Origin of the sequence: Exiguobacterium algae, assembly GCF_018617875.1 — a bacterium.
GTDB classification, from domain to species: Bacteria; Bacillota; Bacilli; order Exiguobacteriales; family Exiguobacteriaceae; genus Exiguobacterium; species Exiguobacterium algae.
This window is the reverse complement of record NZ_JACSKZ010000001.1, coordinates 210234-224376: the sequence shown is the minus strand read 5'-3', so window position 1 is coordinate 224376 and position 14143 is coordinate 210234. Positions and strand designations below refer to the sequence as shown.

The window sequence follows — 14143 nt, the reverse complement described above, 5'->3', positions numbered from 1 at the left end:
AAATAAGTACAATAAAGTTATGCGCGGGCTCGCCCGTGTATTTCACTTATTAAAAAAATAAAATAACCTTGCGAAAGGGAGGTGAACATGATGGAATGGCTATACTGGCTTATTCTGATCCTCCTTTTGCCGATAGCTTTTGTTGCAGGTTTTTTTGTGCGTAAATCGATCGCCGAAGCGAAGATTCAAGGTGCCGAGACGGAAGCGACCAAGATTGTGGAGCAAGCCAAACAACAATCGGAAGCGATGCAAAAAGAAGCACGGCTTGAAGTAAAAGAAGAGATGATTCAACTTCGCAATGAAACGGAAAAAGAATTGCGTGAGCGTCGCGAAGAACAGAAAGTGAAAGAGAACCGACTCGTCCAAAAAGAAGAAATCCTCGACCGTAAAGCAGACATGCTCGAACGGAAAGAAGACTCATTGGACGAACGGGAAGCTGGCCTCGCGAAACGTAAACGTGAAGCAGAAGTGCTCGAAAGCAAAGTGGAGGAGTTATATGAAGAGGCGCGTCAAGAACTCGTACGAGTGGCCGCCCTCTCAAAAGATGAAGCACGTACCATCATCATGGACGAAGCGAAGCAGGAAGCGCTTCACGATGCTGCTCTCCTTCAAAAAGAAATCGAGCAAAAAGCAAAACAAGAAGCTGATAAAAAAGCGAAACACCTCTTATCTCTCACGATGCAACGATATGCTGCTGAACATGTTGCCGAGACGACGGTATCTGTCGTCAACTTACCGAGCGATGAGATGAAAGGTCGCATCATCGGGCGCGAAGGACGAAACATCCGTACGCTCGAGACGCTGACCGGAATCGACCTCATCATCGATGATACGCCGGAAGCGGTCATCCTGTCAGGATTTGACCCGGTTCGCCGTGAAATCGCGAAGATGACGCTTGAAAAACTTGTCCAGGACGGACGGATTCACCCGGCACGAATCGAAGAGATGGTTGAGAAATCTCGTCGGGAAGTCGATGAGCGAATCCGTGAGTACGGAGAAGAAGCGACATTCGAAGCAGGAATCCATGGTCTCCATCCGGACCTCGTGAAAACACTCGGTCGGATGCGTTACCGTACGAGTTACGGACAAAACGTATTGTCCCACTCGGTCGAAGTGGCACACCTTGCCGGCATGATGGCAGCTGAACTCGGGGAAGATGTCACGCTTGCGAAGCGGGCAGGGCTCTTACACGATATCGGGAAAGCCATCGACCACGAAGTCGAAGGCAGCCACGTCGAGATTGGTGTCGAACTTGCGACGAAGTACAAAGAACATCCGGTCGTCATCAACTCGATTGCTTCCCACCACGGGGACGTCGAGGCGACATCGACGATCGCTGTCCTTGTTGCAGCGGCTGACGCCTTGTCAGCAGCTCGCCCTGGTGCTCGTCAAGAGACATTGGAAAGCTACATCCGTCGTCTTGAACGCCTCGAATCGATCTGTGAGTCGTTCGAAGGAGTCGAGAAGTCGTACGCGATCCAAGCCGGACGAGAAGTTCGTATCATCGTTCGCCCTGACGTCGTCGACGATGTCGTTGCCGGTAAGATGGCACGCGACATCTGTAAACGAATCGAGGACGAACTCGACTATCCAGGTCAAATTAAAGTGACGGTCATTCGCGAAACGCGTTCCGTCGATTATGCGAAGTAAACAAAGCGGAGACATTCTCCGCTTTTTCTATTTGAAGGAGGACAACACATGAAGATCTTATTTATCGGCGACGTCGTCGGTAAACCAGGCCGGGACATCTTGAGCGATCAGATTGGCCGATTAAAAAACAAGTATAATCCGACGTTCATGCTGGTCAATGGTGAGAACGCCGCGAACGGGCGGGGAATCACGAAAAAGATTTACAATCAGTTCCTTGAACTTGGTTTTCACGGGGTGACGATGGGGAACCATACGTGGGACAATCGTGACATCTTTGACTGGATTGACGATGCCGACCGCATCGTCCGCCCGGCGAACTATCCGGAAGGAACACCGGGTGTCGGGATGATGAAGCTAAAACAGAACGGGAAAAAACTCGCCGTCATCAACGTGATGGGGAATGTCTTTTTACCGACTCTCGATTGTCCGTTCCGGACGGTCGACCGTCTCGTCGAAGAAGTACGCGATGACGTCGATGCGATTTTTGTCGACGTCCATGCCGAAGCGACGAGCGAGAAGATCGCGATGGGCTATCACCTGGACGGACGCGTTCAAGCCGTCGTCGGGACACATACACATGTCCAGACCGCCGATGAACGGGTGTTGCCGAAAGGAACGGCATATATTACAGATGTCGGGATGACAGGGCCGCTCGATGGGGTGCTCGGAATGGATGCATCGGTCGTTCTAAAAAAATTCATGACTCAGCTCCCAGTCCGGTTTGAAGTTGCCGAGGGACGGGAACAATTAAATGGAGTTTTCATTACAATCGATGACCAGACGAAACGAGCAACAAAAATCGAACGAATACACCTAGATGATCAGACCGTTTGGTTTGATTAAACATCCTACCCGAGGGGGCAACAAGAATGGACGTACTCAAAGTTTCGGCAAAATCGAACCCTAACTCCGTTGCGGGTGCTTTAGCTGGTGTTCTGCGCGAAAAAGGGACATGTGAGATACAGGCGATTGGGGCGGGCGCGCTCAATCAATCGATCAAAGCGGTCGCCATCGCCCGAGGCTTCGTCGCGCCGAGCGGTCTCGATTTGATTTGTATCCCGGCCTTCACAGATATTATGATTGACGGGGAAGAACGGACTGCCATCAAGTTGATTATCGAGCCGCGTTGAAGCGGCCGGGACATAGGTCCTATTCTTGTGCAGAGTAGCCATCGGCGCGGATGGCTACTCTTTTTTATTGAATTCTGTCGTAGTATCTTCTCAGTTTCGTCATTTTATGACAAGATGATAGAGAACGTGAAGTTCGATAACATGAGACAAGAGGGGGACGTTTTCAATGGAGCAGTTAGTGTCAACCACAGAGAAGGAAACATCGACACCTGTAATGAAAGCGATTCAAAAACACACGGCTGGATTTGGAGCAAAGTTGGTAGAAGTACCGGTACCGACTCCGGGTCCTGGGGAAGTACTCATTCAAGTGAAAGCGACATCGATTTGTGGCACCGATGTCCATATTTACGAATGGGATGAATGGTCACAGAGCCGCGTCAAACCGCCATATGTCTTCGGACACGAATTCTCGGGGGAGGTCGTGGCACTCGGTGAAGGGACGAAGCGCATCCAGATCGGACAAACCGTTTCTGCGGAGACGCATATCGTCTGTCACCAATGTAAACAATGTTTGCGCGGACAATATCACATCTGCAAGAACACGAAGATCATCGGCGTCGACACGCAAGGCTGTTTTGCAGAGTACGTTGTCATGCCGGAAGAAAACCTGTGGGTGAACCCGGAGACGATGCCGGCGAAGCTCGCCTCGATCCAGGAGCCACTCGGTAACGCCGTCCATACGGTACTCGCGAGTGATGTGTCGGCGAAGTCGGTCGCGATTGTCGGTTGTGGACCAATCGGACTCATGGCGGTCGGTGTCGCGAAAGCAGCCGGGGCAAGTCGCGTCTATGCGATCGATATCAATCCGTATCGCCTCCAGCTCGCTGAAGAGATGGGAGCGGACGTCGTCATTAACAGTCTTGAACAAAACCCGCTCGAGCTGATTGATCGTGAGACGAGCGGAGACGGCATCGATGTCGTCTGTGAGATGAGTGGACATCCGGTCGCCATCGACCAGGCGTTCAAGATGGTCACGGCAGGCGGGGACGTCAACGTCTTGTCACTCCCGGCCCGTCCGGTCGCCATCGACTTGACACGTGACCTCGTGTTCAAGGGCGTCCGTGTCCAAGGCATCACAGGTCGGAAAATGTATGAGACGTGGGGGCAAGTATCAACCATGCTCGCGACGGGGCAGTTGAACGTCGAACCGCTCATCACGCACGTCTTCAAGCTCGAGGAGTTCGAGAAAGGGTTTGAACTCATGCGGGCAGGGAAATGTGGAAAAGTCGTCCTAATACCTTAAAGGGGGAAATAGATATGGCATTTGAACATATTACGGAAGCAGTCAATGAGATGAAAGAAGCGGGTACGTTCCGAAAGCTCGTCCCGCTCGAATCTGCACAAGGGAACGAGGTCCTGGTTGACGGGAAGCCGCTCGTCCAATTGTCATCGAACAACTACCTCGGTCTCGCGAACCATCCCCGTCTAAAAAAAGCGGCGATAGAAGCGGTCGAACAGTACGGTGCGGGGACGGGATCGGTCCGGACAATCGCCGGGACGTTCGAGATGCATGAAGCATTCGAACGCGAACTCGCGGAATTCAAACATACGGAAGCGTCGCTCGTCTTCCAATCCGGATTCGCGACGAACCTCGGCGTATTGTCTGCGCTTCTCGGGCCGGAGGACGTCGTCATCAGTGACGCGCTCAACCACGCCTCGATCATCGACGGAATCCGTCTCACGAAAGCGGCGCGCCGCATCTATAAGCACGTCGACCTTGAAGATTTAGAGAAGGCGCTCCAGGAGACACAAGATTATCGCACACGCCTCATCGTCACAGACGGTGTGTTCTCGATGGACGGGAACATCGCACCGCTTCCTGCGATTGTTGAACTCGCGGAGAAGTATGACGCTGCCGTCATGGTCGACGATGCCCACGCATCAGGCGTCCTTGGGAAAAACGGTCGCGGAACGGTCAACCACTTCGGTCTAGACGGACGCGTCGCCCTACAGGTCGGGACGCTCTCGAAAGCAATCGGTGTCCTCGGGGGCTATGTCGCTTGCTCGCAAGACGTCCGTGACTTCCTGATCCATAAAGGCCGTCCGTTCCTCTTCTCGACATCGCATCCACCGGCTGTCGTCGCGGCGAACCGTGAGGCAATCCGCGTCATGCAGGAAGAAGAGGAGTTGTTCGACAAGTTATGGGCGAACACCGAGTTCTTCAAAAATGGACTTCGTGAGCTCGGTTTCGATATCGGCCAGGCGACGACGCCGATTACACCGGTCATGCTCGGCGAAGAGACACTCGCGCATACGTTCTCAGACAAATTGAAAGAGCGAGGGGTCTTTGCCCAAAGTATCGCCTTCCCGACAGTTGAAAAAGGGAAAGCCCGAATCCGAACGATCGTGACGGCGGAGCATACGCGTGAGGACCTCGAACGCGCGCTTGACGCCTTCAAGTCGGTCGCAGAAGAATTGAATGTGACGCTTCACGCGTAAGGGAGGACTGCAGACAAATTGTCTGCAGTTTTTATTTTGAAGAAAATGGTATAATCTCGTGAAGGGAATGAATCGAAGGAGATTGTGCAGCAATCATTATTTCAAATACCGAATTTAAAAAAGTTTGTTTTTACTATGTGGTGAGGAAATGGGAGGAAGGTCAATCATCTCGATTATCTGACGTACCTTAACGGGAAATCGCGATTGTAGGGATAAGTGTCATCTTGAGTTTATTCCGATCGACAGATAGTCGGTTGATTTGTTGGCCATGGCTGATAGCGTATTTTTGGTTGGGGGTTCAGTTGAGAGGATTGACGAGGCTCGACGGGAACTTCCGATGAAAAAATCGAATAGAAAAGAGAGGCGTGTAGCCTCTCTTACACAGTGACGATGCCGCGGAATCCGCGAGCGGCGTAATACGAGTCGGCGCCGTTATGATAGATGAAAACATGGTCGTAGCGACGGTCGCAAAACAAGGCGCCACCTTTTTGACGAATCGCTTCAGGTGTTTTAATCCAACTCGACGTTTTCAAGTCGAACTCACCGAGCGTCTGGAGATGGTGGTACGTCGCTTCATCAAGTAACTCGATTCCCATACGACTTGCCAAGTCAACCGCACTTCCAACCGGCTTATTCTTCTTCCGTGCCTCTAAAGCTGCCTCATCATAGCAGAGACTACGTCGACCGGTCGGACTTTCGACTGAGCAGTCGCAAAAGGCGAGGTCTCCGTTAGGCAAACGAATAACATCTGGTTCTCCACCGGTCTGTTCCATTAGGGTGAGTGAATTCAACTTGTCCTGATCAACTTGAATTCGTTCCAATACATCAGACCAAACAATGTCAGGATGACGTTCAACGTTCGCTTTAAAGCGAGACTCAAGTTTATTTAATAACTCAACAATCTCTTCGTTTGAAAGATTCGACACGAAAATCACTCCAATCATTTGTTTCTTTCAGTATAAGACATTACTTAGTTCAATTTACTTTATTCGTTACAAGAAAGGGGAACCTAATTTGAACTTCGATGAAATAAACGTCGAGCATCTAAAGATGGATTCATTTCAGACGATGGACATGTTTACGTTGAAAAGTGATTATCTTCTTCAATTGCCTGTCGGATTGTATCGCGTGATAGATTTTTGTGAGCTTGATTTGATTGTCACGAAGTCACAAATACTTCAAATCCGGTACATTGATTTGACCCTACCACTAGGAATTTATGTGGGACAACGTCTTCTCTTCTTATACGATCCGTATCGTCGTGAAATCTTTTCAACCCATGAACGTGTCAATCATTCTAAAAACCAGCGTATCTCGACAGTTGATTTCTTATGCGCTTACAGCCGAGACTTTCATGATCCTGACTCGTATTCTCTAAAAACAGAAAATCTGTATAAACTACCGTCGGATAGCTACTGGAGGGAATTTGGGTTACCAAAAGTGCAGTCATCTCCTGCGTTCATCTCCCGACTACTAAAATTACTAGACGTCTCTTCTTTTCAGATCGTTTCTCAAAAAAATCGATTTTTCTCTGACCTCAAGGGATGGGCAGATGGGACAAAGTGTGAGTACAATGTCGAACATAACGGGAAAAGGATGTGGTCAGATTACTATACGATGACCTGTCATCTTTCAAACGTATCTGAAAGTGAATTCCTTCAATTGATTACAATGATTGAGGCAAGTGAAGAGTTAGACGGATTTCGATTTTTGATCGAGACTGAAGCGTGCCTTCTTTCACTTTTCATTTTAGGAGATTTGAAGCGTGGCTATGGCTTAGGAGTGTTTCAATACGAAAGTGAGACGAATAGGGAGCTATGACGATGTAGTTCGAGGTATCACAAATCAAGCGATTCGAATAATCCGGGTATTTGGATTTTTTGAAACGAAAGCGTTTCTCATTTTGGGAGTTGATTTTATAGTTTACGGAAAAGAGTAACCACATCATCAACATTTTAAAGTTTAGGAGACGTATATTACTTAAGGTCGATATGGATTGGTACATATTTTGATGAGTGAGAAGGATGGATCAAAAATGCTTGAATACAACATAAATGATGATATAACTCTAAGAATGTTTAATGTAGACGATGCTGAAGCATTATTTCAACTGACGATGGCTTCGAAGCCTTATCTGCGAGAGTGGCTCGGTTGGCTTGACTACATTGAAACAGTAGAAGACTCGAAGCAGAACATAGAGGGTCGAATCAAAGGATTGATTAAAACGGGTGGATTCCCAAAATCATTCGCTATCATGTATAAAGGAGTGCTTGCCGGAACGATTGGATTTAACGAAATCAATCGTGGAATCCAATGTGGCACGATTGGGTACTGGCTCGGGGAAGGCTTTCAAGGAAAAGGCATCATGATGAAATCACTCGAGGTATTGATTGACTATGGGTTCAGCGAACTTGACTTACATAAGATTGAGATCCGGGTCGCACCGGGGAACGTCAAGAGTCGAGCATTACCGGAACGTCTCGGGTTCAAACAGGAAGGTGTCATTCGGGACGCCGAATGGCTGTATGACCGTTACGTTGACCATGTTGTGTATGGGTTGTTGAAAGATGAATGGAGAAGGAATAATGACTGAAATAAATCAAGAATTCGTTAAAGCGATATATGACACGGTAATAAAAGAAGGAATCGACGAATATAAAGATTTGTATGAAACAGTAGAAGTGGATTCAAGCATGGATGCGTATTGGAAAAATGCAATTACGTTATATCAAGACTCTAATCCTGAAGAAAAGGAAACATTATTAAAGATGATGGAACAAACCATGATTGATACAGTCTCTCATATGCTAGGGATCATTGATGGAAGTTCCACGCTGAATGATAGTGAACTCGAACCTAAATTACTGCTAGATTCACAAGATACAGAGAACGAGCTACAGGACTCATTCTTAGAATTGATCGAATTGAAATCGTATGACAACGATGAGGAGAATAGATGAGATATTATATTGATTTAAATGATGATTGTAACGATCAATTTGAAATTGCTGAAGATAATGTAGGTACCGTCAAAATCTTAGATGGAGGCGATGAGGTATTAGGTGGTAATTATAGAGTCATGTTGACATTGAGTAAGAACGGAATGATTGGTCTTGGAACAGAATTGATTCGAATGGCTCACCAGTTTGAAATCGGTCGACACGATCACATAGAACCTATGGTAGAAGATTTCATTGTTCAACGTATGGGGATTTTCTTAACTCCGGAAAGTAGAGAAATCATTGTAGCATGTGGAACTGAAAGTGAAGTGGATTCGTATTTTCCTCCAGATTCTTGAGTTTACACTAGAAAGACCCGCCCTTCACGAGAGGGCGGGTCTTTCATCTGACTCGAACAATTCTGTTCCGAACTCTTCATACGCCTGCTCATAGCGGCGAAGTGAAGATTCTTTATGCATACACGTGATGTTCATGCGCTCGGATGGCGTCATGTCGGTCGCGTACGTTTTCAGCACATGTGCGTTCCGAAGCATCGACGGGGTGACGGATCGTGCGAGTCCGCTTCGCTCGTTCAACTGGCGCATCATCTTTGTGATCATGACGATCGTCAGCTGCTTCGGCTGATTCTTCGCATACACCCAGCGGAACGTCATCCGGGCGAAGTCGAACGAGACGAACACCGGGTCTTCCGAATACCAGCGCGGGCGTACCGGTGTCGGGATATCGGCCAGGTAGTTCATCAACAGCGTTTGGTCTTCTTGCGATAACTTCAATGTATAGCGGTTCCCGAGCCGGTCATACACGTCAAAGGTGTGATCCGCCAAATGCAAGTCGCTCATTCGCAAACGAATGATGTGATGGACACGCAATCCGTATTTATAGAAGAGTGTCACGATCAGCTCATTCCGGTTGACGAGATAAGGATGCGCCTGAAGTTGGTTCTCGCTCAAGCCCCGTGTCGAACGGATGGTTTGAATCAACCGGTCAAACTCGGGCTCGAGGGCGATCTGGTCAACGGTCAGCGTATGTGCCGGTTGGGAATACGCGAGCATCTTTTTCCGGAGCGGATTCAAAAAATGCGTCAAGCTGTTGATGACGGTGACGATCCGGGCGACGGTCGCTTGTTGGTAATGCTTTTCTTCGATCAAAAAGTCATTGATGAACGTCTTCCACGACTCGAGCGGGACTTCCAGCCAGTCCGTCGGTTCATTCAGTTCCACGTTATGGTCGTGAAAATATTTGTGTACGTCAATCAGGTCATAGCGATAGCGTTTTAACGTCGACGGCTGTCGACCGCTCGCCCCAAGATGATACAAATAGGACTCGATAAATTCCGGGAGCGGATAGTCTTTTCTTCGTTTCGTCATGGACGTTCCTCCTTCTTCTTTTATCCTACCACAAACGGACGTTCTCCATTCGGTGATTCGTGGTAAGATGGAGTGTGAGACTTTAAGGAATGAGGGATACCATGATAGAACGTGAAAAAGTAATCATCGTCGGTTGTCAGTTACCGGACGTCGATGATTGGACATACGAACAGTCGATGGGCGAGCTGGTCGAACTCGTCGATACGGCAAAAGGTGAGGTCATCGCCCGTCTCGACCAAAAGCGTCAGCAAATCGACCGGCGTACCTTCATCGGGAAAGGGAAGATGGAAGAGCTCGCGATGCTCGTCGAACAGTTGGAGCCAGACCTGTTGATCTTCAACGCCGAACTGTCCCCTGCACAGTCGAAGAACATCCGAATCGTGCTGAACGATCCCGATGACATGAAGTTGATCGACCGGACGCAGCTCATCCTCGACATCTTCGCGGGCCGTGCTCAGTCGAAGGAAGGGAAGCTTCAAGTCGAGCTCGCCCAGATGAATTATTTGCTTCCCCGATTGATCGGACAAGGAACCCAGTTGTCCCGTCTAGGCGGAGGAATCGGGACACGTGGTCCGGGTGAGACGAAACTCGAATCGGACCGCCGTCATATCAAACGCCGGATCGACGAGATCACGATGCAGCTCGAAGGGACGGTCGCGCACCGTAACCGATACCGAGAACGCCGGAAAGAAAACCGGGTGTTCCAGGTCGCGCTCGTCGGATACACGAATGCCGGCAAATCGACGATTTTCAACCGGCTGACCGAAGCGGACACGTATGAACAGGACGAGCTGTTCGCGACACTTGACCCGCTCACGCGTGAACTCGAACTGCCGCGAGGTGGAAAAGTGCTCATCACCGACACGGTCGGCTTCATTCGTGATCTGCCGACGAAACTCGTCGCGGCTTTCCGCTCCACTTTAGAAGAGGTCGTCGGTGCCGATTTGATCCTTCATGTGATCGATGCGTCGAACCCGCACTATTTGAACCAAATCGATACGACGAACGATGTTCTCGACGAGCTCGGTGCGAGTGAGGTACCGCAACTCGAGGTATATAATAAAAAAGACCGGCTGACGGATGACTTCGTCGGCGGACCGCTTCTCATCTCGGCAATCGACCCGGAGGATATTGAAAAGTTGACCGGGGCGCTCGAGGATAAGATCGCGGACGTCTTGACGAAAGTCCATGTCGTGTTACCGGTGACGTCGTTTGAACATTATCATCCAGCGAAAGAGGCGATGTATCGACTCGAGGAAAAATTCCTTGACGACGGATCGGTCGAACTAGAAGGTTATATGAGAGAAGACACGCGTCTATATGCGACGCTAAAACAATTTGAGGTGTAAGTATGTGGCAAGAAAAGGTTGAGTATTATGATGAACTCGCGCCGTTCGTAAAAGAAGCGGAGGCGCGGGTCAAACCGTTCTTCGAGGAGATCGAGGAGACGGCGGAATTTAATCAGTACCGTGTGCTGGAGTCGTTCAAGAAACATAAAGTTTCTGATTTTCATTTTAATCCGACGACCGGCTATGGTTATGACGATATCGGGCGCGATACGCTCGAGTCGATCTACGCGGACGTGTTCGGTGCCGAGCTCGCCCTCTGTCGACCGCAAATCATCTCGGGGACGCATGCAATCGGGATCGCCTTGTTCGGTGTGCTGCTGCCGGGAGATGAATTGCTTTATATCACAGGGAAACCGTACGACACGCTCGAAGAAATCGTCGGGATCCGTGGGGACGGACGCGGTTCGCTCAAAGAACTGGGTGTCCATTATGACACGGTCGAGTTGAAAGAGGAGCGCGAAATCGATGTCGAACAGGTCATCGCCCGTATCCGTCCTGAGACGAAACTCGTCGGGATTCAGCGCTCGAAAGGGTATGCGAACCGTCGCAGCATCCCGGTCGCCGAGATCGGTGAGGCGATCGCCCGGATCAAAGCGGCCCATCCGCACGTCTATGTGTTCGTCGACAACTGCTATGGTGAGTTCGTCGAGACGATCGAACCGACGCATGTCGGTGCCGACTTGATGGCAGGGTCCCTCATTAAAAACCCGGGTGGGGGTCTGGCGAAGACAGGCGGATACATCGCCGGAAAGCAAGAATTGATCGAGCGATGCTCGTTCCGGATGACAACACCGGGAATCGGGAGTGAGGCCGGTCCGTCGCTTTATTCCCTTCAAGAGATGTATCAAGGCTTCTATATGGCACCGCATACGGTCGCGCAAGCTCTGAAAGGCGCCCATTTGACAGCAAGCCTGTTGTCGCTCCTTGGTTTTGAGACCGACCCGCACTATACGACACGTCGCACCGATTTGATTCAATCGGTGACGTTCCGTGACCGGGACAAGATGATCTCGTTCTGTCAAAGCATCCAGATGGCCTCTCCGGTCAACGCCCATGCGTTACCAGTCCCGGCCTACATGCCAGGATACGTTGATGACGTCATCATGGCGGCAGGAACGTTCATTCAGGGCTCTTCGATCGAATTGTCGGCGGATGGACCGCTCCGTGCACCGTTCACCGCCTATGTCCAAGGTGGTCTGACGTATGCCCATGTAAAAGTGGCATTGATGTTGGCACTGAGCCATTTACGTTCAAAGCAGCTTGTTGATTTTGAGCGGACAAATCACACATCCAATTTGTAACCGATCTGTCATGTTAAGTTTCTTAACATCTATTGACAGAATTGTTGTCATATATTATTCTCACATTGTGAGACAGAAAAGGAGGGGTAAGGATGGCCGATCAATTTCGTCGCTCCAACCCGTTGTTTCCGATTGGAATCGTCCAAGATCTGACGCAGCTGACAGGTAGGCAGATTCGGTATTACGAAGAGCAGGGTCTGATTTCGCCTAGTCGGACGGAATCGAAACGACGACTTTATTCCTTTAATGATGTCGAACGTCTACTCGCAATCAAGGACTACATTGACCAAGGGTTCAATTTAGCGGCAATTCGTCATATGTTGGACCAAGAAGGGGAAAAGGAAGCAGAACCGTCTGCTCCGGTAGCACCGGTCAATGAAGCACCAAAGGTTTCAGAAAAAGAGTTACATCATTTGTTGAAGACACAGCTTCAAGAAGCTGGTCGTTTCAATAAGACGTCGCTCATTCAAGGCGAGCTTTCACGTTTTTATCGATAACGCCAGCCACACATCAACCATTACTCAATGTGAGAGGGGACATTTACCATGGCCAGAAAAACGTTCACAAAAGAAGACATTAAACGCATCGCACAAGAGGAAGACGTACGCTTTATCCGTCTTCAATTCACGGACATCCTCGGAACAATCAAAAACGTCGAGGTGCCGATCAGCCAATTGGACAAAGCACTTGATAACAAAATGATGTTTGACGGATCGTCAATCGAAGGATTCGTTCGCATCGAAGAATCAGACATGTACTTATATCCAGACCTCAACACATGGGTTGTCTTCCCGTGGACAGACGGCAGCGGTAAAGTCGCTCGCTTAATTTGTGATATTTATAACCCGGACGGCACGCCGTTCAGCGGTGACCCGCGTGGTATCTTGAAACGCAACCTCGAGAAGATGCAAAAGCTTGGTTTCACAGCGTTCAACGTTGGACCAGAGCCGGAATTCTTCTTGTTCAAGAAAGATGAAAAAGGCAAACCGACACTCGAACTCAACGACCAAGGTGGATACTTCGACTTGGCACCGGTTGACCTCGGTGAGAACTGCCGTAAAGAAATCGTCATCGAACTTGAAAACATGGGCTTCGAAATCGAAGCATCACACCACGAAGTTGCACCAGGACAACACGAAATCGACTTCAAATATGCAGACGCAGTCACAACTGCGGATAACATCCAAACGTTCAAGCTCGTCGTCAAGACGATCGCTGCGAAATACGGTCTTCACGCGACATTCATGCCGAAACCACTCTTCGGTGTGAACGGTTCAGGAATGCACGCGAACATGTCACTCTTCAAAGGGGACACAAACGTCTTCTACGATCCAAACGGCGACATGGAACTTTCTGACACAGCTCGCGCGTTCACAGCGGGTATCTTGGAGCACGCTCGTGCGTTCACAGCGGTATGTAACCCGACTGTCAACTCATACAAACGTCTCGTACCTGGTTACGAAGCGCCTTGCTACGTTGCATGGAGCGCGCGCAACCGTTCACCACTCGTCCGTGTACCGGCGGCTCGTGGTCTCTCGACTCGTATCGAAGTACGTTCAGTTGACCCGTCAGCGAACCCGTACCTCGCACTCGCTGCACTCTTAGCTTCTGGCTTAGACGGAATCGATAAGGACTTGAACGCTCCAAAACCAATCGACAGCAACATCTACGTGATGGACAAGCCAGAACGTGTTGCGAACGGGATCGACGATCTTCCGGCGACACTCTTCGACGCACTCGAAGTACTCCGTGCGGACAAGGTTGTCATGGACTCACTCGGTGAGCATATCGGCGAACACTTCCTCGAGTTGAAAGAAATCGAGTGGGATATGTTCCGTATGCAAGTAACAGAGTGGGAACGCGATCAGTACATGACGCTCTACTAAGAAAGAGTAAGGAGTTCCTTCTCCTTAACCAAAGAACCCTGAATGGCGATTTCGGTTGCTC

15 protein-coding genes are annotated in these 14143 nt (G+C 49.5%); 13 read left to right on the top strand and 2 right to left on the bottom strand.

Annotated features, from left to right (window positions below):
- Positions 1-87: 87 nt before the first annotated feature.
- The 5 genes from rny (at position 88) to KNP03_RS01065 (ending at position 5219) form a co-directional block, all read left to right on the top strand.
- A complete protein-coding gene (gene rny / locus KNP03_RS01085) occupies positions 88-1650 on the top strand; it encodes a ribonuclease Y (protein ID WP_420827871.1) in 1563 nt (520 codons plus the stop codon).
- A gap of 48 nt (positions 1651-1698) precedes the next feature.
- Positions 1699-2493: a TIGR00282 family metallophosphoesterase gene (locus tag KNP03_RS01080; RefSeq protein ID WP_214824009.1), complete on the top strand. Its 795-nt coding sequence runs from the start codon at positions 1699-1701 to the stop codon at positions 2491-2493.
- A 26-nt stretch (positions 2494-2519) separates the two neighbouring features.
- Positions 2520-2780: a stage V sporulation protein S gene (locus KNP03_RS01075; protein WP_012726477.1), complete on the top strand. Its 261-nt coding sequence runs from the start codon at positions 2520-2522 to the stop codon at positions 2778-2780.
- Positions 2781-2946: 166 nt separating this feature from the next.
- Entirely contained in the window at positions 2947-4023 is a 1077-nt protein-coding gene (gene tdh, locus KNP03_RS01070) for an L-threonine 3-dehydrogenase (RefSeq protein ID WP_214824008.1), read from the top strand.
- A 14-nt stretch (positions 4024-4037) separates the two neighbouring features.
- Positions 4038-5219: a glycine C-acetyltransferase gene (locus tag KNP03_RS01065; protein ID WP_214824005.1), complete on the top strand. Its 1182-nt coding sequence runs from the start codon at positions 4038-4040 to the stop codon at positions 5217-5219.
- A 377-nt stretch (positions 5220-5596) separates the two neighbouring features.
- Here KNP03_RS01065 and KNP03_RS01060 read toward each other — a convergent pair whose 3' ends face one another.
- Positions 5597-6145, bottom strand: a complete 549-nt coding sequence (locus KNP03_RS01060; protein WP_338082695.1) for a DUF4256 domain-containing protein — start codon at positions 6143-6145, stop codon at positions 5597-5599.
- 88 nt (positions 6146-6233) lie between these two features.
- On the opposite strand from KNP03_RS01060, the gene KNP03_RS01055 reads away from it, so the two are divergent.
- The 4 genes from KNP03_RS01055 (at position 6234) to KNP03_RS01040 (ending at position 8517) form a co-directional block, all read left to right on the top strand.
- Complete coding sequence (locus tag KNP03_RS01055; protein ID WP_214824002.1) at positions 6234-7040, top strand: hypothetical protein; 807 nt, start codon at positions 6234-6236, stop codon at positions 7038-7040.
- Positions 7041-7254: 214 nt separating this feature from the next.
- Positions 7255-7812, top strand: coding sequence for a GNAT family N-acetyltransferase (locus tag KNP03_RS01050; protein ID WP_214824001.1), 558 nt, complete (start codon positions 7255-7257; stop codon positions 7810-7812).
- Positions 7787-8179 carry a transposase gene (locus KNP03_RS01045; protein WP_240544400.1) on the top strand — a complete coding sequence of 131 codons (393 nt, stop codon included), beginning with the start codon at positions 7787-7789 and terminating at the stop codon, positions 8177-8179. Before KNP03_RS01050 ends, KNP03_RS01045 begins: the two co-directional genes overlap by 26 nt.
- Positions 8176-8517, top strand: coding sequence for a hypothetical protein (locus KNP03_RS01040; protein WP_214824000.1), 342 nt, complete (start codon positions 8176-8178; stop codon positions 8515-8517). Before KNP03_RS01045 ends, KNP03_RS01040 begins: the two co-directional genes overlap by 4 nt.
- 24 nt (positions 8518-8541) lie before the next feature.
- On the opposite strand, the gene KNP03_RS01035 is transcribed toward KNP03_RS01040, so the two are convergent.
- A complete protein-coding gene (locus KNP03_RS01035; protein WP_214823999.1) occupies positions 8542-9546 on the bottom strand; it encodes a tyrosine-type recombinase/integrase in 1005 nt (334 codons plus the stop codon).
- A 101-nt stretch (positions 9547-9647) separates the two neighbouring features.
- Between KNP03_RS01035 and hflX the strand changes: the two genes are divergently transcribed.
- From hflX to glnA, 4 genes are all read left to right on the top strand, one after another.
- On the top strand, positions 9648-10895 hold the full coding sequence (hflX, locus tag KNP03_RS01030; protein ID WP_214823998.1) for a GTPase HflX: 1248 nt from the start codon (positions 9648-9650) through the stop codon (positions 10893-10895).
- Between the two features lie 2 nt (positions 10896-10897).
- Positions 10898-12196 (top strand): methionine gamma-lyase family protein, encoded by a 1299-nt coding sequence (locus KNP03_RS01025; protein WP_214823995.1) that lies wholly within the window; start codon positions 10898-10900, stop codon positions 12194-12196.
- Between the two features lie 92 nt (positions 12197-12288).
- Positions 12289-12693, top strand: a complete 405-nt coding sequence (locus KNP03_RS01020; protein WP_214823993.1) for a MerR family transcriptional regulator — start codon at positions 12289-12291, stop codon at positions 12691-12693.
- Positions 12694-12741: 48 nt separating this feature from the next.
- A complete protein-coding gene (gene glnA / locus KNP03_RS01015; RefSeq protein WP_214823991.1) occupies positions 12742-14082 on the top strand; it encodes a type I glutamate--ammonia ligase in 1341 nt (446 codons plus the stop codon).
- Positions 14083-14143: the final 61 nt, after the last annotated feature.

Coding starts and splice junctions, on each gene's coding strand:
- KNP03_RS01065 (WP_214824005.1), top strand. CDS start 4,038: ATGGCATTTGAACATATTACGGAAGCAGTCAATGAGATGAAAGAAGCG.
- KNP03_RS01050 (WP_214824001.1), top strand. CDS start 7,255: ATGCTTGAATACAACATAAATGATGATATAACTCTAAGAATGTTTAAT.
- rny (WP_420827871.1), top strand. CDS start 88: ATGATGGAATGGCTATACTGGCTTATTCTGATCCTCCTTTTGCCGATA.
- hflX (WP_214823998.1), top strand. CDS start 9,648: ATGATAGAACGTGAAAAAGTAATCATCGTCGGTTGTCAGTTACCGGAC.
- KNP03_RS01020 (WP_214823993.1), top strand. CDS start 12,289: ATGGCCGATCAATTTCGTCGCTCCAACCCGTTGTTTCCGATTGGAATC.
- KNP03_RS01025 (WP_214823995.1), top strand. CDS start 10,898: ATGTGGCAAGAAAAGGTTGAGTATTATGATGAACTCGCGCCGTTCGTA.
- KNP03_RS01035 (WP_214823999.1), bottom strand. CDS start 9,546: ATGACGAAACGAAGAAAAGACTATCCGCTCCCGGAATTTATCGAGTCC.
- tdh (WP_214824008.1), top strand. CDS start 2,947: ATGGAGCAGTTAGTGTCAACCACAGAGAAGGAAACATCGACACCTGTA.
- KNP03_RS01040 (WP_214824000.1), top strand. CDS start 8,176: ATGAGATATTATATTGATTTAAATGATGATTGTAACGATCAATTTGAA.
- glnA (WP_214823991.1), top strand. CDS start 12,742: ATGGCCAGAAAAACGTTCACAAAAGAAGACATTAAACGCATCGCACAA.
- KNP03_RS01075 (WP_012726477.1), top strand. CDS start 2,520: ATGGACGTACTCAAAGTTTCGGCAAAATCGAACCCTAACTCCGTTGCG.
- KNP03_RS01080 (WP_214824009.1), top strand. CDS start 1,699: ATGAAGATCTTATTTATCGGCGACGTCGTCGGTAAACCAGGCCGGGAC.
- KNP03_RS01045 (WP_240544400.1), top strand. CDS start 7,787: ATGAATGGAGAAGGAATAATGACTGAAATAAATCAAGAATTCGTTAAA.